18 protein-coding genes are annotated in these 21,842 nt (G+C 56.4%); 16 read left to right on the top strand and 2 right to left on the bottom strand.

Annotated features, from left to right (window positions below):
* Positions 1-282: 282 nt before the first annotated feature.
* Positions 283-1,677 (bottom strand): helix-turn-helix domain-containing protein, encoded by a 1,395-nt coding sequence (locus B3Z17_RS09555; protein ID WP_286829593.1) that lies wholly within the window; start codon positions 1,675-1,677, stop codon positions 283-285.
* A gap of 217 nt (positions 1,678-1,894) precedes the next feature.
* Here B3Z17_RS09555 and B3Z17_RS09560 point away from each other — a divergent pair, with 217 nt between their 5' ends.
* The 15 genes from B3Z17_RS09560 to B3Z17_RS09630 all read left to right on the top strand — a co-directional run bounded on the left by B3Z17_RS09560 (position 1,895) and on the right by B3Z17_RS09630 (position 19,889).
* Positions 1,895-3,487: an isocitrate lyase gene (locus B3Z17_RS09560; RefSeq protein WP_349680320.1), complete on the top strand. Its 1,593-nt coding sequence runs from the start codon at positions 1,895-1,897 to the stop codon at positions 3,485-3,487.
* A gap of 148 nt (positions 3,488-3,635) precedes the next feature.
* The gene (locus B3Z17_RS09565; protein WP_286829595.1) at positions 3,636-5,810 is read left to right on the top strand and encodes a malate synthase G; all 2,175 of its coding nucleotides are present in this window, start codon (positions 3,636-3,638) and stop codon (positions 5,808-5,810) included.
* Positions 5,811-6,184: 374 nt separating this feature from the next.
* The gene (locus B3Z17_RS09570) at positions 6,185-9,154 is read left to right on the top strand and encodes a calcium-binding protein (RefSeq protein WP_286829596.1); all 2,970 of its coding nucleotides are present in this window, start codon (positions 6,185-6,187) and stop codon (positions 9,152-9,154) included.
* 132 nt (positions 9,155-9,286) lie between these two features.
* The gene (locus tag B3Z17_RS09575) at positions 9,287-9,994 is read left to right on the top strand and encodes a sigma-70 family RNA polymerase sigma factor (RefSeq protein ID WP_286829597.1); all 708 of its coding nucleotides are present in this window, start codon (positions 9,287-9,289) and stop codon (positions 9,992-9,994) included.
* Positions 9,991-10,653: a ChrR family anti-sigma-E factor gene (locus B3Z17_RS09580; RefSeq protein ID WP_068304611.1), complete on the top strand. Its 663-nt coding sequence runs from the start codon at positions 9,991-9,993 to the stop codon at positions 10,651-10,653. The genes B3Z17_RS09575 and B3Z17_RS09580 overlap by 4 nt, the downstream gene beginning before the upstream one ends.
* A gap of 206 nt (positions 10,654-10,859) precedes the next feature.
* Complete coding sequence (locus B3Z17_RS09585) at positions 10,860-11,594, top strand: sulfite exporter TauE/SafE family protein (RefSeq protein ID WP_286829598.1); 735 nt, start codon at positions 10,860-10,862, stop codon at positions 11,592-11,594.
* A 10-nt stretch (positions 11,595-11,604) separates the two neighbouring features.
* The gene (ccoN, locus tag B3Z17_RS09590) at positions 11,605-13,044 is read left to right on the top strand and encodes a cytochrome-c oxidase, cbb3-type subunit I (RefSeq protein WP_068304606.1); all 1,440 of its coding nucleotides are present in this window, start codon (positions 11,605-11,607) and stop codon (positions 13,042-13,044) included.
* On the top strand, positions 13,037-13,771 hold the full coding sequence (gene ccoO / locus B3Z17_RS09595; RefSeq protein WP_286829600.1) for a cytochrome-c oxidase, cbb3-type subunit II: 735 nt from the start codon (positions 13,037-13,039) through the stop codon (positions 13,769-13,771). The genes ccoN and ccoO overlap by 8 nt, the downstream gene beginning before the upstream one ends.
* Complete coding sequence (locus B3Z17_RS09600) at positions 13,768-13,920, top strand: cbb3-type cytochrome oxidase subunit 3 (protein WP_082714540.1); 153 nt, start codon at positions 13,768-13,770, stop codon at positions 13,918-13,920. Before ccoO ends, B3Z17_RS09600 begins: the two co-directional genes overlap by 4 nt.
* On the top strand, positions 13,917-14,792 hold the full coding sequence (gene ccoP, locus B3Z17_RS09605) for a cytochrome-c oxidase, cbb3-type subunit III (RefSeq protein WP_068304602.1): 876 nt from the start codon (positions 13,917-13,919) through the stop codon (positions 14,790-14,792). The genes B3Z17_RS09600 and ccoP overlap by 4 nt, the downstream gene beginning before the upstream one ends.
* Before the next feature lie 15 nt (positions 14,793-14,807).
* Complete coding sequence (gene ccoG, locus B3Z17_RS09610; RefSeq protein WP_286829602.1) at positions 14,808-16,247, top strand: cytochrome c oxidase accessory protein CcoG; 1,440 nt, start codon at positions 14,808-14,810, stop codon at positions 16,245-16,247.
* Position 16,248: 1 nt separating this feature from the next.
* Positions 16,249-16,740, top strand: a complete 492-nt coding sequence (locus B3Z17_RS09615) for a FixH family protein (protein WP_286829603.1) — start codon at positions 16,249-16,251, stop codon at positions 16,738-16,740.
* A 20-nt stretch (positions 16,741-16,760) separates the two neighbouring features.
* Entirely contained in the window at positions 16,761-18,992 is a 2,232-nt protein-coding gene (locus B3Z17_RS09620) for a heavy metal translocating P-type ATPase (protein ID WP_286829604.1), read from the top strand.
* Positions 18,993-19,157, top strand: a complete 165-nt coding sequence (gene ccoS, locus B3Z17_RS09625; RefSeq protein WP_068304594.1) for a cbb3-type cytochrome oxidase assembly protein CcoS — start codon at positions 18,993-18,995, stop codon at positions 19,155-19,157.
* A gap of 102 nt (positions 19,158-19,259) precedes the next feature.
* On the top strand, positions 19,260-19,889 hold the full coding sequence (locus B3Z17_RS09630) for an OmpW/AlkL family protein (protein WP_068304697.1): 630 nt from the start codon (positions 19,260-19,262) through the stop codon (positions 19,887-19,889).
* 79 nt (positions 19,890-19,968) lie between these two features.
* On the opposite strand, the gene hemN is transcribed toward B3Z17_RS09630, so the two are convergent.
* Positions 19,969-21,333, bottom strand: a complete 1,365-nt coding sequence (gene hemN / locus B3Z17_RS09635; RefSeq protein ID WP_286829605.1) for an oxygen-independent coproporphyrinogen III oxidase — start codon at positions 21,331-21,333, stop codon at positions 19,969-19,971.
* Between the two features lie 131 nt (positions 21,334-21,464).
* On the opposite strand from hemN, the gene B3Z17_RS09640 reads away from it, so the two are divergent.
* Positions 21,465-21,827, top strand: coding sequence for a hypothetical protein (locus B3Z17_RS09640; protein ID WP_286829606.1), 363 nt, complete (start codon positions 21,465-21,467; stop codon positions 21,825-21,827).
* Positions 21,828-21,842 lie beyond the last annotated feature (15 nt).

Here is a 21,842-nt window from a genome sequence, read left to right on the forward strand (position 1 = left end):
CAAATCCTACCCCCGCAACCAAATTTAAGGCCGATCCCCACCACGGGGGTCGGCCTTAAATCTTTGTTAGGCGGGACCAGGTCTTGCTCCTTGTAAAACAGACCGCAAGGCTGCTTTACCAAAGGTTCCTGGCGGAGCTGACGAGGAGCAAAGCCACGAGACTAATCCTACCCCCGATACCAAATGGTCAAAAGGCGTCCCTAATGGGGCGCCTTTTGCGTTTTGATTACGGCGGTAGTTGGCTTGTGCGTAAAGGTCCTGGGCCGACATCTGCGTTGGAGATCAAGAGTCAACCAACCCGAACGGCGTGGATGGCCGGCGATAGTCGTCAGACTGAAGCGAGCGGCCGATTGGCGGTTCGGCGCGGGCGAGGCAGTCGGCACGGTGACAGAGCCGGCAGGTCACACCAATTGGGGTGGGCTGGACTGCCGAGATGTCGGTGTCCTTGGCATAGATCAGCTTGTGGGCGTGCTGTGAGGAGCAACAGAGCGCGATCGCGCGTTCAATCTGAGGCTTGCCGTAACCGCCGCCACCGGCTGTCACGGTGCGAACGATCGAAAAGAAGCGCTCTCCATCCGGCAGTTCCACCCACTGGGTGATGACCTCTCTTGGCTTCTTGAAGGCGCTATGCACGCTCCAGAGCGGACAGGAGCCACCGTGGCGGGCGAAGGGGAAGCCTGCGCCGTCCAGCCGCTTCGAGACGTTGCCTGCGGCGTCTACCCGGATGAAAAAGAAGGGCACGCCTTCCTGGCCTGGCCTTTGAAGGGTGGTCAGGCGGTGCGCCACCTGCTCAAAGCTTGCGCCAAACTGTCGCCGGAGAGTTTCAATATCATAATGCCCGTTTTTCGCAGCCTTCGCGAACGCATGATAGGGCATCATGATGGCGCCCGCGGCATAGTTTGCCAGGGCGCGCCGCGTAAGTTTTTCGCCACTCTCCGTGTCAAACTGGGTGCCGGCAAGGCAATCCGAAAAAACGTCGGTCATCTCCATATAGGCAATCTGGAGGGCAAGCTGGAAATTGGCGCTGGCGTGGTCAAGCGTTTCATCCAGCACAATTTCGCGGCGGTGCAGGTCAAGGCGCCGCGTGAAGCCATGCATTACATCTGAAGGCAGGTGCCGTACCCGAATACGCTGGTCAGTGAAATACTGTTCAAGGCCGCCGACACGCTTGATCTCCTGCGCCAACTCTTCTGCTTTGGTGTCGACCTCAGGAAAGTAGTTTTTGCGGGCCGCAAGAAAACGCCGGGCTTCACTTACCGGGTCTGGGCCGCCCGTGCTTTCACCGTCTGACTGGTCCGCGAGGGCCATCTGGCCTTCCTGGTAGGCTGTATAAAGGCGAATGACAGCCTCGGCAGTGGCGGGGAAGGTGCTGGCAAAATCCTGAATTTCAAGCGGGGACAGGTCAAGGTCGGCAAACAGGGGGGATTTGAAAGTCGCAGCAATCTGGGCATTGAAGTCGTCGCCTGACCCGCGGGCGAGGGATGCGATGTCGGTGCGGTAAATCTCCGCAAGCTTCAGCAGCATGGAGGCGGTCACGGGGCGCTGGTTGCTTTCAATAAGCGCAATATAGGACGGCGACACTTCAAGGTCTTCGGCCATGCCGGCTTGGGTTAACCCCAGGTCGCGTCTCAGCCGCCTGATGCGCGGCCCCATGAATATGCTGCGTTCTTTTGCCATGCCTGCCTCATTGATTACATAAATAATATTACAAAACTTACAACATTACAAAATTATTTGTAACATTTTACAAGTTCACTTTTTCCCGTGTGCAAAAAAGCTTTTTCCCGCGTATCACCGGTGCAAGGCAGATCAGCCAGACGATCAAAGTGGCTGGTTGACAGTGTGCAGAGGAGATAACGCGATGCCATTTGACAAAACAGACGGGAAGAAGACCATGAGCTATCAGGACGAGATCAAAGACGTTCAAGAGCTGATCAGCAGCTATAAAGGCACTTGGGATGGTATCGACGCCGAGGCAGTCGCTCGCATGCGCGCTCAGAACCGTTTCCATACCGGCCTGGACATCGCCCGCTACACGGCAGGCATCATGCGCCGCGACATGGAAGCCTATGATGCTGACCCCGCGAACTACACCCAGTCGCTTGGCTGCTGGCACGGTTTCATCGGTCAGCAGAAGATGATTTCCATCAAGAAGCACTTCGGCAGCACAAAAGGCCGCTATCTTTACCTGTCCGGTTGGATGGTTGCTGCGCTGAGGTCCGAGTTCGGTCCGCTGCCTGACCAAAGCATGCACGAAAAGACTTCCGTGCCAGCACTTATCGAAGAGCTGTACACATTCCTGAAGCAGGCTGATGCCCGCGAGCTTGGCGGCTACTTCCGTGAGATTGACGCGGCGCGCAAGGCTGGCAACACAGCTCTTGAAGCCGAAATTCAGGGCAAGATTGACAACTTCCAGACCCACGTAGTTCCGATCATTGCTGACATCGATGCTGGTTTTGGTAACGCCGAAGCAACTTACCTCCTGGCGAAAAAGATGATCGAAGCGGGCGCTTGTGCGCTTCAGATCGAAAACCAGGTGTCTGATGAAAAGCAGTGTGGCCACCAGGATGGTAAAGTGACGGTTCCGCATGAGGATTTCCTCGCGAAGGTTCGCGCCTGCCGTTATGCCTTCCTTGAGCTGGGCGTCGACGACGGTATCGTTGTAACGCGCACGGACAGCCTTGGTGCTGGCCTGACGAAGCAGATCGCTTACTCCAAGGAAGAAGGCGACATCGGTGATCAGTACAATAGCTTCCTGGACTGCGAAGAAATTGCCGCTGGCGACCTGAAAGCAAACGACGTTGTGATCAACCGTGGTGGCAAGCTGTTGCGCCCCAAACGCCTGCCATCCAACCTGTTCCAGTTCAAGCCTGGCACTGGCGAAGACCGCTGCGTTCTTGACTGTATCACGTCGCTGCAGAACGGTGCTGACCTTCTGTGGATCGAAACCGAGAAGCCACACGTTGATCAGATCGCTGGTATGGTTGACCGGATCCGCGAAGTTATTCCGAACGCCAAGCTTGTTTACAATAACTCGCCATCCTTCAACTGGACGCTCAATTTCCGCCAGCAGGTATTTGATGCCTGGGAAGCTGAAGGCAAGGATGTTTCTGCATACGACCGCGCCAACCTGATGAGCGTTGAGTATGACGAGACTGAACTGGCGACAACGGCAGACGAGAAAATCCGCACCTTCCAGCGTGACGGTTCCAAGCGCGCAGGTATCTTCCACCACCTGATCACGCTGCCGACCTACCACACGGCTGCTCTGTCTACGGACAATCTGGCCAAGCGCTACTTCGGTGAAGAAGCCATGCTTGGGTATGTGAAGCAGGTTCAGCGCGAAGAAATCCGCCAGGGCATTGCCTGCGTGAAGCACCAGAATATGGCTGGTTCGGACATCGGCGATGACCATAAGGAATATTTCGCTGGCGAGGCTGCGTTGAAGGCAGCTGGTGAAGACAATACAATGAACCAGTTCGGCTAAGCGGCTGAATTCGAAGACACGGCTGCCGCCCTTCCCAAGAGCTGGAGAGGGCGGCAGTTATCATGTCGAGGCCATTTGTTCGGGCCAATAGCGGAAATTTGACTATAGTAGACGGCGCGATGATGCCATGGGTGCGAGGGTGAATGAAATGACGGATCGGATCGAAGAAAACGGCTTGTTGATTGCACAGGAGCTTCACAGCTTTATTGAAAATGAGGCGCTGCCGGGCTCTGGCATTGAAGCGCAGGTTTTCTGGGCAGGCCTTGCCGATCTGGTCAATACCTATGGCCCCAAAACCAAACAGGCGCTCGCCCACCGTGAGGAGCTGCAGGCCAGGATCGACGCCTGGCACAAAAAGCACCCCGGCCCAAATTATGATTTTGCCGACTATAAAGCCTTCCTCAAGGATATTGGATATTTGGAGGAAGAGGGGCCGGCGTTTGAGATTGAAACGCAGAATGTAGATCCCGAGATTGCCAGCATTGCGGGGCCACAGTTGGTGGTGCCGGTGATGAATGCCCGTTTTGCGCTGAATGCCGCCAACGCGCGCTGGGGCAGCCTTTATGATGCCTACTATGGCACGGATGTGATCGCCGAGACGCCGGGCCTTGAGAAAACAGCCAGCTACAACACGGCGCGTGGTGCCGCAGTGATGGAGAAAGCCGCAGCCTTTCTGGATGACGCGGTGCCGCTCAAGGATGCCAGTCACGCTGATGTCGCAGCATACCGAATTGAAGCTGGTATTCTGAAGGCAGAGACAGCCTCAGGCGACACAGTTGGCCTTGCGGACACCGCCCAGTTTGCGGGGTATCAAGGGGCAGGAGACGCGCCGTCTTCGGTCCTTCTGAAGAACAATGGCCTGCACATTGATATCCAGATTGATCGGGACCACCCGGTGGGCGCCGCTTCAAAAGCGGGCGTGAAAGATGTTGTGCTGGAATCTGCCATATCGACCATCCAGGATTGCGAAGATTCTGTAGCGGCTGTGGACGGTGAAGATAAAACCATCGTGTACCGGAACTGGCTTGGTCTGATGAAAGGCGACCTTAGCGAAACCTTCACCAAGGGCGGCAAGGAGATGACGCGCAGTCTTCATCAGGACCGGGTCTATACGGCAGCAGACGGTGGCAGCTTGACCCTGCCGGGGCGCAGCCTGCTTCTGGTGCGGAACGTTGGTCACCTGATGACAACACCAGCCGTTCTAGATGCCGATGGTGAAGAGATTTCAGAAGGCCTTCTGGACGCACTCGTGACCACACTGTGTGCCCTTCACGACCTGAAGAAAAACGGGGTTAACGCCAATAGCCGAACGGGCAGCATCTATATCGTTAAACCGAAAATGCATGGCCCGGCCGAGGTGGCGCTGACCAATGAGATCATGGGCAGTGTCGAGGATATCCTGGGACTTGACCGTTTCACGATCAAGGTTGGTGTGATGGATGAAGAGCGCCGCACCACAGTGAACCTCAAGGAATGCATCCGCGCTGCCAAAGAGCGCCTGGTGTTCATCAATACCGGCTTTCTGGACCGTACAGGGGATGAGCTTCACACCAGTATGGAAGCGGGACCGTTCCTGCCCAAGGGCGACATCAAGGGGGAACCGTGGATCGCCGCTTATGAAGCCTGGAATGTCAATATTGGCCTCGAGTGCGGCCTGCAGGGCAAGGCCCAGATCGGTAAGGGCATGTGGGCCATGCCGGATGAGATGGCAAAGATGATGTCAGAGAAGGTCGGTCACCCAAAAGCTGGGGCCAACTGTGCCTGGGTACCTTCGCCGACGGCAGCCACCTTGCACGCACAGCATTACCACAGTGTGTCCGTCGCTGAGCGCCAAGAGGAACTCGCCAGCGCGCCTCGCGCCAGCCTGGATGATATCCTGACAGTGCCGCTGCTTCGAGGGCGCATCCTGTCAGAGGGGGAGGTGCAGCGCGAGCTGGATAACAATGCGCAAGGTATTCTGGGCTATGTTGTGCGCTGGATCGACCAGGGCGTTGGCTGTTCAAAAGTGCCGGACATCAATAATGTTGGCCTGATGGAAGACCGGGCGACACTGCGAATTTCCAGCCAGCATGTGGCGAACTGGCTGCATCACGGTATCTGCACCGAAGCGCAGGTGATGGAAGCTCTCAAGCGAATGGCCGCTATTGTTGACAAGCAAAATGCCGGTGATCCCGCTTACCGCCCCATGGCGCCAAATTTTGAGGACAGCATTGCCTTCCAGGCGGCTGCCGATCTGATCTTCAAGGGCAGGGAACAGCCAAGTGGCTATACCGAACCTCTCTTGCACAAGCGCCGGCTGCAGGCCAAGGCAGAAAATAAATAGGAAGTAGTTGCCGCGGGCCTTGAAGCGTTTTGACAAGGTTGCAATGAAAGCGGCGATTTTGGGCTTGAGCGGCACCGAATAAATCCTACCCCGTAACCAAAAGAAAACCTCGGTCCAACGGCCCGGGGTTTCTTGCTGTGGGGAGAGCTAACCTGTGCTGGGACCAAATCCTAGTGAAACAAAGGATAAGGCCGACAAAAGGCACAGCGCGAGCGGCGGTAACTCCTATCCCAAAACCCAATATGATTTTTTGCTGTCACCAAAAGTTAATGAAAATTAACGCTATGCAACCTTTCCGAGATATGGCATGGGTTTTCTGATTTGTGTTTTAGTAACAATAATATCCATCTTTCATGTCTTTGGGGAGGCAATCCATGGCCATTATCATTGGCACCAATAATTCCGACAGTCTGAACGGCACAGCAAACGACGATAGCATTTTCGGCGGCAACGGCGATGATACCATCTTGGGTCAAGGCGGCCATGATACGCTCATTGGTGGCAATGGCGATGATATGGTCTATGGCGGTGATGGTGACGACCTGTTGCAGGGGCAGAGCGGGAATGACACCCTGGTCGGCGGCGCAGGTAACGATGACCTGCAGGGCGGCGACGGCGAGGACTTCCTCCTGGGGGGCGACGGGAATGATACGCTCGACCTGGGCAATGGGGGTGTCTCTTCTACCTATGACCAAGCCCGCGGTGGCGCCGGCGACGATCTGCTGATCGGTGGTGCTGGTGGCCCGAAAGGCCTGTATGGCGGTGCCGGCGATGACACCCTCGATGGGTCGCAAGGTGACGCGGATGAAGCTGATTATTTTGATGCCGCCACAGGCGTGTATGTAAATCTGGAGCAAGGGATTGCCAACGACGACGGCGATGGCGGCACTGACGTCCTGATCGGCATCGAGAGTGTCATCGGTTCCTGGCTCGGCGATGACACCATCTATGGTGACTCCGGAGGGAACTTCCTGTCTGGCCAGGCAGGCGATGACAACATCTGGGGCCATGGCGGAAATGACCTGATCGACGGCGGTTCCGGCGCCGACCTGCTGGTTGCTGGCTCAGGCGATGACCAGGTCTTTGGCGGCAGCGGAGACGACCAGATCTATGGCAGCTCCGGCTTTAATGCCCTTGATGGCGGTGACGGTAACGACTTCGTCGCTGGTGGCATCAGCCACGACTGGATTACCGGCGGCGGCCAGGACGACACCCTGTATGGCTGGAACGGTGATGACACTCTGATGGGTGGTGATAGCCAGGATTGGCTCAGCGGCGGCTTTGGTAACAACATCCTCGATGGTGGCAATGGTGACGATACGCTGGGGGGCAATAGCGACGGCGACGACATGCTGACAGGGGGTGAGGGCAACGATGTCTTCGTTCTTGAAGGCGCGTGGGGTGACGATACGATCACCGACTATGACGCAAGTTCCGACCAGATCGATATGTCGGGCTCGGGGCTCAATTTTGACGAACTGACGGTCTCCGATGTTGGCGGCAGCGCGTTGATTGAAGACGGGCAGGGCAATAGTCTGTCGCTGTGGGGTGTGTTTGCTGGTGACGTGACGGCAGAGATGCTCAACCTCCCCGCCGGCAATGGCGATGGCAACGGTGACGGCAATGGCGATGGGCCAATCGTTGGCACCAATAATGACGATACGCTGACGGGCACCGGCGGTGACGACAGCATTGACGCGCTCGACGGTAATGACAGTGTCTTTGCGGGGGCAGGCCAGGATACGGTCGACGGCGGCAACGGTGACGATATGGTCTATGGCGGTGATGGTGACGACCTGCTGCAGGGGCAGAGCGGGAATGACACCCTGGCCGGCGGCGCAGGTAACGATGACCTGCAGGGCGGCGATGGCGAAGACTTCCTCTTGGGGGGCGACGGAAATGACACGCTCGATCTGGGCCATGGCAGCAACACCTTCACCTATGACCAAGCCCGAGCCGGTGACGGCGATGACTTGCTGATTGGTGGTACCGGCGGCCCGAAAGGCCTGTATGGCGGCGCGGGGGACGACACCTTGGATGGCTCGCAAGGTACCCAGGACCAGGCAGATTATTTCGACGCAGCGTCCGGTGTATTTGTAGACCTGGAGCAAGGTGTTGCAAACGACGATGGTGACGGCGGTGTCGATATCCTGATCGGTATCGAGAATGTTTCCGGCTCCTGGCTTGGTGATGACACCATCTATGGCAGTGCCGGGGACAACCAGCTTTACGGCCATGGCGGCGACGACCTGATCGCAGCCGGCGCCGGCAATGACATCATCCTTGGTGGTGATGGCAACGATATTGTCTTCGCCGGAACCGGAGATGACCTGTTGTTTGCAGGCAGCTGCGATGACACGCTCTTTGGCGGCGATGGCAGCGATTTCATGACCGGCGATTCTGGCTCCGACATCCTGATCGGCGGAGCGGGCAATGACCAGCTGGATGGCGGCAATGGCGATGATACCCTGATCGGTGGTGCCGGCAATGACGATTTGTATGGCGGCGGGGATGCCGATCTGTTCATCATTGGCGCAGACTGGGGCTATGACCTGATCGCGGACTATACGGCGGGCGAAGACCAGATCGATATGTCAGCCACCGGCTACAATTTTGATGAACTGACGATCTACAGCGCTGGCACTCATACCGTGATCGAGGATGGTCAGGGCAACACCCTGTTCCTTGCGAACGTTAACCCAGCCGACGTGACGGCCTCCATGCTGAACATCCCCGAGGGCAATGCGATTCTTGGAACCGCCAACAGCGACCGCATCGTTGGTACATCGGACGATGACCGCATCCTTGGCCTGGGCGGCGATGATACGCTGAAGGGCCACAAAGGTTATGACGATCTGGATGGCGGTGACGGTGATGACCTGCTGCAGGGTGGCAAAGGCGATGATACGCTTCAGGGAGGCCTGGGCGCCGATACCCTCAACGGCGGGAAAGAAGACGATTGGCTTCTGGGCGGCGACGGCGACGACTTGCTGCGCGGCAAAGAAGGCTTCGACACGCTTGAAGGTGGTGATGGCAACGATCTGCTGCGTGGCGGCAAGGGTGACGATGTCCTGAATGGCGGCAATGGCGACGATACGTTGATTGGCGGGCAAGGCGCGGACGTCTTCGCCTTTGATGAGGCTAGTGGACAGGATTTCGTCAAGGGCTTCGACGCCGATGAAGACATGCTTGATTTCATCGCTGCGGGCTTTGCCTCCTTCGAAGACATGCTGGCACACGCCAGCGAAACCAAGGCAGGCGTGACAGTGACGTTTGGTGAAGCTGAAGTCTTTATCAAGGGCATCGACCTTATTGATCTGACAGAAGACAATGTGCTGATCTAAGTTGGTCGCAACGCCAATGTAAGCGATTGAGATCGCCCCGCCATTCGGTGGGGCGTTTTCACATCTGCCATACGCGCCAGACCTTTATTGGAAGTGTGTGATCCAGCTTCAGCGCGGCTGCGTATCAAAGGCATGAAAGCGCAAGCACGATATTTTGACGAGACTGGCAACAATCCAATTCTCGCGTTAATGTTCCCGATGATGGTTGGGGAGCACACTGATAACCGTGCCTGTGTAACTGACCGTCCGCGCACATCAGCAAGGGTGGTCGATATAGCCGCAGAAACTGACATTAAAAACCTGACGCACGAACAGTTGATGACCCGGGTTGCAGAGCAAAGGGATAAGTCGGCGTTCAAGCTTCTGTTCGTTTATTTTGCGCCGCGCCTGAAGGCCCACCTGATGTCAATGGGTGTCACGGCGGAAGTTGCTGAAGACCTGATGCAGGAAGTCCTGATCAAGGTTTGGCGCAAGGCGCACCAATTCCAGAGCGACAAGGCCAAATTGTCGACCTGGATGTTCCGGATCGCACGAAATGCGTTCATCGACTACCGTCGCCGTGCCAAGTATCCGGAGGTAAACGCGGACGATCATCTGCATCATATGCAGGCTGATGACGAAACAGATCGCCCCGTTATGGAAGGGCAGACGGCAGAACGGGTTTCGAAAGCGATTGAAGCCTTGAAACCCAAATACAAGGAAGTAATCCATCTTTCTTTCTTTGAAGAACTTTCTCATTCCCAGATTGCTGAGCGGCTTGAGTTGCCACTGGGGACTGTGAAGTCGAGAATTAGATTGGCGTTTGGCGCCATGCGTAGCGAGTTAGGAGAAATGGGATGACGCAGCAGTATGGGCTTATCCCTGATGAATGGCTGGTATCTTATGCAGCTGGTGCCTTGTCAGATGAAAGGGCGCTGTTGGTTGCAACCCACGTGGCTTATCACCCGAGCCTGAAAGCGCGGGTCGCAGACGCAGAAGCCATAGGCGGTGCGTTGCTTGAGGCGCAGGATGCCACGTCCAATCTGGACATGTCGTTCGATGACCTTATGGCGCGAATTGATATGCCTGAGCTTGATGCAGAGGATGAAGCAACCCCGATACTGACGTCTGATGACGACTTACCGACGCCGCTGCGGTCCTATCTCGACAAGCCGCTGGATGGCCTCAAGTGGCGGATGATGGGGCCGGGCATGTACCAGCATAAGCTTTCGAGTGGCCCGGACGGCGAGAAGCTTTGGCTTCTGCGGGCCCGTGGCGGCACCGAAATGCCGCTCCATGATCATACGGGGCTTGAGATGACGCTTGTGCTGCGCGGCAGCTATCATGTCGGTGACAAGCGATTTGGCCCGGGCCTTCTGGAGCTGGCAGACAAGGATGTCACCAACCATCAACCAATGATTGACGAAGGCGAAGACTGTATCTGTCTAGTGGTTACAGATGCACCGATCCGGCTCCACAGCTTTATCGGGCGTATGATTCAGCCATTCATAGGCCTCTGACATTTAAAGATATTCCCTCATGGGGCTGGCGCCTCACTTGCCCCACACCAGCCTTGCTGGCATACTTCCCCATCTTGCTCTGAGTAAGCGATAGCAATAGTGAGACAAGCTGTCGCAGAGTTCCCAGTATTTGACATTTGTCAATATGCCGACAGAGGAAATCGGTATGTTGGCTTCATGTTTGGTTGAATACAAAGGCAACGCGGGTGGAGCTTTTTATCCAATATTGCCAGGCTGCTATTACGGATCACGGCAGCATTATGGTAACGCTTTTTCTGGGCGGACTGCTGGGCAGCCTGACGCACTGCGCCGGCATGTGCGGCCCATTTGTGCTTGCTCAGATTGGAGTTGACGATGCGCGCAGCCCGTCAAAAGGCCTGAAGCGCGCCCGAGGCGCCTTGCTCCTGCCTTATCATCTGGGCCGCATGACCACTTATATGATTCTGGGTGTTCTGGCCGCCAGCCTGTCCGGTTACCTGTTTGAAGCACCTGCACAGCGCGCCGTGACGGTGGCGCTACTGTGTGTTGCAGCAGTGCTGTTTCTGGCGGCGGCATTCCCCGCTTTGAATACCCGGATATGGCCACCTGTGCTGGGCAGCGTGCTGTCTGGTCTTGGGGCTGCTGTTGGCCGTGCGGCACGCCCATTTTTCGAGGCGCCGTCTATGGCGCACCGCTACGCCCTCGGCGTCATTCTTGGGTTTCTGCCTTGCGGTCTGTTGGCTGCGGCCTTGATGGCGGTGGCTTCCACCGCCAGCCCACTTGCCGCAGCTCTCGCCATGGGCGCCTTCTGTGTGGGCACCATGCCTGCGCTTTTTCTCATCGGGTCAGGGGGACAGTTCGCCGTGCGGCGCTGGCCCCGTCACATGGCCACAGCCGTTCGCGGTGTGTTGGTCTTCAATAGTATCAGTTTGTTTGTCATAGCCAGCAGTATGGTTTTTTAAGGATGGAAACATGAATATGCTTTCAGAAAAACCGAACTATAACGACGAGATCGTGAGGCTTTTCACGATCGCGTCGGTATTTTGGGGCGTAGTTGGTTTTGCCGTTGGAGTGTTTATTGCACTCCAGATGGCATATCCAGCTCTCAATTTCGGTGAATATCTTACCTTTGGGCGCCTGCGTCCGCTTCACACGTCAGCCGTTATTTTTGCCTTCGGCGGTAACGTGCTGTTTGCCACCAGCTACTATTCGGTGCAGCGCACCTGCAGGGCCCGGCTATGGGGCGACGGCTGGGCCAAATTCACCTTTTGGGGTTACCAGCTCTTTATCGTGATGGCGGCGATCGGCTATGTCACCGGCGTGACGCAGGCAAAGGAATATGCCGAGCCTGAATGGTATGCTGACCTATGGCTAACATTTGTATGGGTGGCCTATCTGGTGGTGTTCCTGATGACACTCAAGAACCGGCGCGAGCCGCACATCTATGTGGCCAACTGGTTCTTCCTGGGTTTTATCGTTACCGTGGCTGTGCTGCACCTGGTGAACAACATCTCCATCCCGACGTCCCTTCTGGACAGCAAGTCATACCCGCTGTGGGGTGGAGTGCAGTCTGCGATGATCCAGTGGTGGTATGGCCATAATGCTGTGGGCTTCTTCCTGACGGCTGGTTTCCTGGGGATCATGTATTATTTTGTGCCGAAGCGTGCGAACCGGCCAGTCTATAGCTACCGGCTTTCCATCCTGCACTTCTGGTCGCTGATCTTCATGTATATCTGGGCCGGTCCGCACCACCTGCATTATACGTCGCTGCCAGACTGGGCACAGACCCTTGGCATGACCTTCTCGATCATGCTGTGGATGCCGTCCTGGGGCGGTATGATCAACGGCATGATGACGCTGTCGGGCGCGTGGCACAAACTGCGCGAGGATCCGGTTCTGAAGTTCATGATCATCTCGCTGGCCTTCTACGGCATGAGCACTTTCGAAGGGCCGCTGATGTCGATCAAGGAAGTCAATGCGCTCAGCCACTATACCGATTGGACAATTGGACACGTGCACTCTGGTGCGCTTGGTTGGGTGGCCTTCATCAGCTTCGGTGCCATCTACCATCTGGTGCCAAGGCTTTGGGGCCGGGAAGAGCTTTACTCCCTCAAGCTTGTGAACACGCACCTGTGGATCTCCACCGTGGGCATCGTGCTCTATATCGCGGCCATGTGGGTATCCGGCATCATGGAAGGTCTGATGTGGCGTTCCTACGACAGCATGGGTTTCCTCGAGTACAGCTTCATCGAAACGGTTGCCGCAAAGCACAATCTCTATCTGATCCGGGCATTGGGCGGCATCCTGTTCCTCTCGGGGGCCCTGATCATGGTCTACAATATTGTGAAAACCATCCGCGGGGACGGTGTTCCCGCGCGCAGCCTGAAGACTGAGGAGGCAGCGCATGCTTAACAAACATAAAGCACTTGAGAAGAACTCGATCCTGATGCTGATCTTCACTGTGATCACTATCTCCATCGGGGGCATCATCGAGATCGTGCCGTTGTTCCGCATGGAAACCACGATTGAACCGGTGAAAGGTGTTCGTCCATACACGCCGCTTGAGCTGGCGGGCTACAATGTCTACCTGCGGGAGGGTTGCTATAACTGTCACAGTCAGCAAATTCGCCCGCTTCGTGACGAAGTGGAGCGGTACGGCCATTATTCGCTGGCAGCGGAGAGCATGTATGACCACCCGTTCCAGTGGGGTTCCAAGCGGACAGGGCCTGACCTGGCGCGCGTCGGCGGAAAATATTCCGACCTCTGGCACATCCAGCACATGATCCGTCCGCAGGACGTTGTGCCTGAATCCATCATGCCGCCTTATGCCCATCTGGCGAAAAAAGGTGCTGATCTGGCAGATATCGCCAAGGATATGGAAGCCCTCCGCATGGTGGGTGTGCCCTATACCGATGAGCAGATCGCCAACGCCTACAATGACGCAGTGGCCCAGGCCCAGGACGAAAGTGATTATCACGACGGGCTGGTCGAGCGCTACAGCAAGGTGACCATGCGTAATTTCGATGGCCAGAAAACCACTACCGAGCTTGATGCACTGATTGCTTATTTGCAGGTGCTGGGCACGATGGCTGAACTGAAAGACTACAGCCATGACGGTACGAAGAGGAGCGGCGAATGATCGACTGGATCTCTGATAATGCCGGTATGACCGGACTCCTTTTCTTCTTTTCGGCTTTTTGCGGAATCGTCTATTGGGCTTTCCGCCCAAGCCAGAAGAAGGTCATCGAAAACCACAGGTTCATTCCTCTTGAAGGGGACGACGCATGAGCGACAATAACGTTGAAAAAGACGATTTCACCGGTGTTGAGACCACCGGGCATGAATGGGATGGCATCAAGGAATTGAACAATCCTTCTCCGCGCTGGTGGCTGTTGGTGCTGTTGGCGACCATCATCTGGGCTGTTGGTTATTGGATCGTATATCCGGCCTGGCCAACCCTTTCGGGCGATGGAGAACGTGGCGGAACGGAAGGCACTTTTGGCTGGACCCAATATGATCAGTTGAAAGAGAGCCAGGCCGAAATCATGGCGCGGCGGGCTGCCTATCTCGACCGCTTCAATACGGCCTCGTTTGAAGAGATCAAGGCCAATGAAGAACTCTATGCCTTTGCTGTTGCGGGGGGCGCCTCTGCCTTCAAGGACAACTGTGCCACTTGCCACGGCACCGGCGGTAGTGGTTCTGCGGGCTACCCGAACCTGCTGGACGATGACTGGCTCTGGGGTGGTGATGTAGACGCAATCCATGAAACCATTCGGGTTGGTGTCCGCGGCGAGCATGATGAAACCCGCTATTCAGAGATGCCCGCATTCGGTGATATGCTTGGCACCAAGGAAATCAGTGATATTTCTGACTATGTGCTGAGCTTCACATCAGCCGGTGACTACGACGGCCCAGGGCAGGAGCTTTACGAACAGCAGTGTGCAGCCTGCCACGGCATGGATGGTCGTGGCATCCGGGATTTCGGCGCCCCCAACCTTGCCGACGCCATCTGGTTCTATGGCGGCACGAAGGGGGACATCATGTCACAGATACGGCGGCCCAAGCATGGTGTAATGCCTGCGTGGGAAACCCGCCTGGATGAAAGCACAATCCGGCAGCTTGCTATTTATGTGCATTCACTGGGTGGCGGCGAAGAATAGCAGGAGCATCTTGTAATGAGTGACAGTGCGGCCCCGGTCAAACTTTTTGAAAAGAAAGAGCGCATCTTTCCGAAGCGCGTCTGGGGCAAATACCGCAAGATCAAATGGATGGTCATGGCCATTACCCTGGCCATCTATTATCTCGCGCCCTTCCTTCGGTGGGACAGGGGGCCGCACGCGCCTGATCAGGCAATCCTGATCGACATGCCAGCCCGCCGGGCCTATTTCTTCTTTATCGAGATATGGCCGCAGGAGGTTTACTACCTTACCGGCATCCTGATCCTGGCAGCTGTGGCGCTCTTTTTCGTCACCAGCCTGTTCGGGCGCGTCTGGTGCGGCTATGCCTGTCCGCAAACCGTCTGGACCGACTTGTTTGTCTGGGTGGAACGGATCGTACAGGGCGACCGGGCGGCCCGGATGAGGCTCAAGAAAGCGCCTTGGAGCTTCGACAAGCTCTGGAAAATGGCAGTTACCCATTCTCTTTGGCTGTTGATCGGGCTTCTGACCGGCGGTGCCTGGGTCTTCTATTTCAATGATGCGCCAACGTTGATTGAGCATATTCTTCACCTGGACGTGCCGATGTCGGCCCTTGGCTGGATCATCGCACTCACTTTCTCCACCTACCTGATGGCCGGGTTCGCACGTGAACAAGTCTGCACATATATGTGCCCCTATTCACGGTTCCAGTCCGCCATGTTCGATAAGGACACGCTGATCATCACCTATGACGAAGATCGTGGCGAGCCGCGCGGCAAGCATAAGAAAGGTGAAAGTTGGGAAGGGCGTGGGCACTGCATCGACTGCACGGCCTGCGTGCAGGTATGTCCCATGGGTATCGATATTCGCGACGGCCTGCAGATGGAATGTATCGCCTGCGGCTTGTGTGTGGATGCCTGCAACAATATCATGGACAAGGTGGAGCTGCCGCGCGGGCTGATCCGCTATGACACCACCCATAACCAGGACCAGCGTCGGGCGGGCGAGGTCGAGAAGACAGTCCAGACCCATATCCTGCGCCCTCGGACCTTCTGGTACATGACGATTTTGTCGGTGGTGGGGCTGGTGATGCTTGTGTCGCTTGTGAATCGTGCACCGGTTGAGCTGCATGCCCTACATGACCGGAACCCGCTTTATGTAACTCTGTCAGATGGCACCGTGCGCAATGGCTATAATGTGAAAGTCCTGAACAAGACTTACGAAGATAAATATTTTCGCCTGCATGTTGAAGGCCTGGACGGTGCAAGTGTTCGCGCGCAGGGTGCCGGGAATGTGCAAATCGATCACCTTCATGTGTTTGCAGATAGCGTTGGGCATTTTCGCGTATTTGTTACAGCACCGAAACAAAATAAAGCCCGTGAGGACTTTCGCTTTGTCCTTGAAGAAGTAGTGACAGACGGCGCTGAGGCCGGCGAACAGGCTGTCTATGACACCCATTTTGCCAGCAGGAGCCAATAGGATGACTATCGTGACAGAAGAAGTGACACAGAAAAGTGGCCGCTGGATTCCCTGGATGATCGTGGGATTCTTTGTCGTGATTGCCATACTGGACGGCATTTTCGTCTATATGGCAACCAGCACCCATACAGGTGTTGTTACCAAGCACGCCTATGAGGAAGGTCTCCGCTATAATGAGACAGTCGCTGCGGCTGATGCGCAGGCCGCGCTGGGCTGGCAGGGCGACGTACGCTTCGGTGAAGCTGACAAGCTGCTTGAATTCAGCCTGTTTGATGCGAACGGCAAAGCAATGGAAGGCGCAGTCGTTCGGGCTGAATTGACACGCCCAACCCAGGCGGGCATGGACTTCACCGTCCCGATGGTTCAGACAGAGGGTGGTGTGTACAGCGCATCGCTTGATTTCCCTGAGCCCGGCCTATGGGACGTACGGATTTTTGTCGAATGGAAGCAAAAGCAATATCAGCAGACCAAACGTCTGGTTGTTGCAAAGTAACGCTTTGCAGGCAGTGCGGTTTGGAAACAAGCGGGGGTGCGGACTTTTGCTGTCCGGGCTGTGAAGCGGCATATGCCGCCGCCAGTACGCTTGAGGACCACGCCGCCTATTCTCTGCTTGCCCATGACAATGAAGACGGCAGCTACACGCTCTCGCTCGGGGTGGAAGGCATCCACTGCGCCTCCTGCATTCGCCTGATTGAAAATGCCCTGGCCGCAGAGCCGGACGTGACCGGTGCGCGGGTGAATATGTCAACCGAACGCCTGACCGTCACCTGGACGGGCGCGCGCGATCGCGGCGACAAGCTGGGCGGCGTTGTGACCAAACTTGGTTACAAGCTGCATGCCCTCAATGATAACGATGCGGTCGCCCATAGTCAGGAACGCACCCTGTTGCGTGCGATTGCGGTGGCCGGGTTCGCCGCTGCCAATATGATGCTGATCTCAATTGGTCTGTGGTCCACTGGCGGGGAAACCATGGGCGTGGCGACGCGTGACCTGTTCCACTGGATATCCGCCCTGATCGCACTTCCAACCGTGATCTATGCGGGCCAGCCCTTCTACCGGTCTGCCTGGGCTGTACTCAAGGAAAAGCACACCAACATGGATGTGCCCATCTCGCTGGCAGTGATCCTGGCATGCGTGATGAGCGTGTCGGAAACACTCAGGCACGGCGAGCATGTCTATTTCGATAGCGCGGTGATGCTGCTGTTCTTCCTGTTGATTGGCCGGTATCTGGATGCCCGGGCCAAGGGTAAGGCGCGCGAGTCGGCATCCAAGCTGCTGTCCCGCCTGTTCGGTGTTGCCACGGTGCTCGAGGGCGGCAAGGTCTCGCAGGTGCCGATCAAGGAACTGCGCCAGGGTGCCTTGGTTCTGGTGGCAACCGGCGAATCGATTCCCGCAGACGGCATTGTTGAACGGGGCGCGTCAGCGGTTGATATGTCGCTGATCACAGGCGAAACAGTGCCGGAAGCGGTGGCAGAAGGCGCAGACGTGTTCGCCGGTACGGTCAACCTGTCGGCGCCGTTGCAGGTGCGCGTTTCCAAGGCCAGTGAAAAAAGCCTTCTCAGTGAAATCGTCAGGCTGATGGAAACGTCAGAGCAGGGACGGGCCAAATATGTCCGGCTCGCAGACAAGGCGGCGCGGCTTTATACGCCGGTCGTCCATGCCATGGGGGCGCTGACCTTCCTTGGCTGGTGGCTTCTGGCATCCGCGCCATGGCAGGAATCGCTCCTGCATGCGGTGACGGTGTTGATCATCACCTGCCCGTGTGCGCTGGGGCTGGCAGTGCCGGTTGTTCAGGTATTGGCAAGCGGCAAACTGATGCGTGCCGGGGTCCTGCTGAAATCCGGCGACGCACTGGAGAAACTCACGGGCATTGATACTGTGGTGTTCGACAAAACAGGTACGCTGACTATAGGCCGCCCCAAGTTGAAAACCCATGATGCGGGACCAAACGACCTTGCGCTTGCAGCATCGTTGGCAGCCCATAGTAAGCATCCATTGGCGGGTGCGCTCAGGGATACATTTGAAGGTGATGTGATTTCAGTTGAACCGGTTGAGGTTCCCGGCCACGGCATGGAAGCCCACATTGACGGCAAATCTGTCCGGCTTGGCAGTCGCGCCTGGTGTGGCGGGCAGCCGGATGACGGCGATGCGGTGCTGGAACTTTGGCTGGCGGTGGATGGTCAGCCCAAAGCGCGGTTCCAGTTTGCGGACCAGCTGAGGACGGATGCCAAAGAGACCGTTTCGGCCCTCAAGGCACGTGGGCTGGAGGTTCATCTGCTGTCCGGCGACCGCACGCAGGTTGCCACGGATGTTGGCGCGGCTCTGGGTATTGACCGGGTGCAAGCCGAAGTGAAGCCCGCAGGAAAATGCGCTTATCTGGCTGACTTGAAGGAACAAGGCCGGACGGTGCTGATGGTGGGCGACGGCCTTAATGACGCGCCGGCGCTTTCGGCCGCCGCGGTTTCGATGTCGCCTTCAAGCGCAATGGATATTACCCAGAATACCGCGGATGTGGTGTTTCAGGGGGACCTTCTGTCGCCCGTGCTGACCGCCTATGATCATGCCGTTTTTTCCACCCGGCTGGTGAAACAGAATTTTGCCCTCGCCGCCCTTTATAATGTTGTTGCCATTCCGGCTGCAGTGCTTGGGTTTGTCACACCGCTGGTGGCGGCGGTGGCCATGTCCGGTTCATCGCTTGTGGTGATTTTGAATGCATTCCGCCTCAATCTGCGCAAGGATGGCTAGATGGATATTCTCCTTTACCTGATCCCCATTGCGCTTACGCTTGGCCTCGCCGGTTTGGCCGGGTTTTTGTGGACAATGCGCAACAACCAGTATGACGATCTGGAAGGTGCAGCGCACCGGATTTTGCTGGATGACGACGAGGACGAAATGTCGCACCCAAAGTAGCGTTATCCTTTTGATTTAAAAGTAAAAAATTGACTTTTATCAAGGGTTTTTCGCGCTCGATTTCCTATCAATTTCCCAATGGAAACACACGAGGAAATTGACATGCGTATTTCGAATTTTGTGAAACTTTTGACATGTGCTGCGGCCCTCCAGCTTGGTGCTGGTGCCGCCATGGCAGACGATACGAAAAGCCCTTGGCAAGTGCGGGTGCGTCTGATTGATGTCGTGCCGGATGAGAGCAGCACCACATCCATCGGCGGACAGGCCAATGTGGACAACAGCTTGGTGCCTGAACTGGACATCAGCTACTACTGGACCAAAAACTGGTCCACAGAACTGATCCTGGCCACCAGCAAGCACAATGTGACGGCCACAGGCACCGCGCTCGGTGACCTGAGCCTTGGCGATACCTGGGCACTGCCGCCAACCATGCTGATGCAGTATCACTTCAATGCGGACGGTACGATGCGGCCTTACCTGGGTGCCGGTGTGAACTACACCTTCTTCTATAACGCTGATGCTGGCGACGTTGACAGCATCGACTATGAAAACGGCTTTGGACTTGCTCTACAGGCGGGCGTCGATATCGACGTAACCGACGAGTGGTTCCTGAACCTGGACGTGAAGAAGCTGTGGTTGAACACTGACGTCAGCATCAATGGTGGTGCAGTGACAGCAGACGTGGACCTCGACCCATGGGTGCTTGGCGTGGGCTTCGGCTACCGCTTCTAAGCAGCAAACAATGACCCGTTAAAAAATCAGCCGCTCCAGAAATGGGGCGGCTGAGTTTTATGCGCAAGTCAGGAAACGCTTAGGCGACCTGCGCGTGTCTCTTCGGGCTGTCGGTCAGATAGCTGTCGAACGCGGCACAAACCAGGCGCACAGCTTGCTGTGCCTCGCGCGGGATACGGATCATACCCTGGTTCAAGCTGACAAGACCTTCCCCTTTCAAGCCCTGCAACCGTTCGATTGCCTCATCAAAAAGGCCGATATCCACACCGTTTTCTTCGCAGAAGCTGATCAGGTCCAGTTCGAAATAGCACATGAGATGTTCGATAATCTGGCGGCGGATACGGTCGTCGTCTGAAATCGCCTTGCCTTTGGCAGTAGGCAGGTCGCCAGCATCCAGCGTCGCAAAATAACTGTGTGTGGCGGGTGTGTTTTGGGCATATCCCTGCGGCAGGGAACTGATGGCTGACGCTCCGAAACCAATCAAGGTGCTTGCCGCATCCGTGGTGTAGCCCTGAAAGTTGCGCTTCAGCGTGCCGGCTTCAAGCGCCTTGGCCATCGGGTCACGCGGCAGGACAAAATGGTCCAGCCCCACAGCAACATAGCCGCGGTGTTCAAGGTGATGTTTGGCGGCGTCAAACTGCTTCAGGCGCGCTGGGCCGTCGGGCAGTGTGCCTTCGTCAATCAGACGCATGTGCTTTTTCATCCAGGGCACATGGGCATAGCCAAACAGGGAAATCCGGTCTGCCCCCAGGGCAGAGGCGAAATCGACATTTTCCTTCAGGAGGTCTTCCGTCTGGTGCGGCAGGCCATACAGAAGATCCATGTTGATGCTTTTGATGCCATATGCTTTCAGGAGGTTCACTGCATCATAGATCACATGGAAAGGTTGGCGGCGGTTGATTGCCACCTGTACGTCTTCATGAAAATCCTGCACACCCAGGCTGGCGCGGGTGGCACCGGCCAGCGCATAGGCGGCCACTTTGGCCTCCGTAATCTCCCGTGGGTCCAGCTCTATTGCAATCTCTGCATCCTTGGCTAACGAGAAATGGCACCGGATTGTCGCCATCAGGCGTTCGAAATCAGTGGGTTTCAGCATGGAAGGCGACCCGCCGCCGAAATGGATGTGCCTGACTGTCTGGTCGCCCGAAAGCCGACCCGAGACCATCTCGATTTCCTTGAAAAGATAGTCGAGATACTGGTCCACCGGTGAGTAGCGCTTCGTGGCCTTGGTGTTGCAGCCGCAGTACCAGCACATTTTCCGGCAGAAGGGGATGTGGAAATAAAGCGACAGGTCAGCGTCACTATCAAGCGCTTCAAGCCAGCCAGCGACCGTGCTACCCGTTACCGCTTCGGAGAAATGAGGGGCGGTCGGGTAGCTTGTATAGCGGGGCACCTGCCGGTTGCGTTTCAACAGCGATTCTTGCAGGGTCTCTCGATCATGCATTACGGGCTTCTCCAGTCTTTTGTCCAAAAAAAGCTATAGCCTTTTCGCCGTGTTCTCCATTTGACGAAAATCAACTACGGCGCCATTTTTTTATGATTATTTGGCAGGGGAGTGACAGTTGGAGGGTCTCAGTGTCCAAGCGTGGAAATACCGATGCTTATGATGGGCTGCTAGAACAGTATCTGGAAATCTGCAACAGGGCGATGGAGCAGAACCGGGACCGGTTCCCCTATAGCCAGATTTGGCAGGCGGGGGAGCAGGCGCTTTCAGGCCGTGCGGTTGAGCTTGCGGTGGTTGATGACGCGCCCAAGGCCCACAAGTGTGTGACGCTCGAAGCCTGCAAGATCAACAGCGAGCCGACCGGCAAGGCCGCAGAGGACCCGCCTGTTATGCGACTGAGTGCCAGCTATCTTGAGGACGTGGTCGCCCATCCCGATAAATATATCGAAAACCCGTCGTTGATTGATTGGGACTGGCTGACAATCCGCAAATAATTGCCAGGAATAGTC

Source organism: Kordiimonas sp. UBA4487, assembly GCF_002389025.1.
Classification (GTDB): Bacteria; Pseudomonadota; Alphaproteobacteria; order Sphingomonadales; family Kordiimonadaceae; genus Kordiimonas; species Kordiimonas lacus.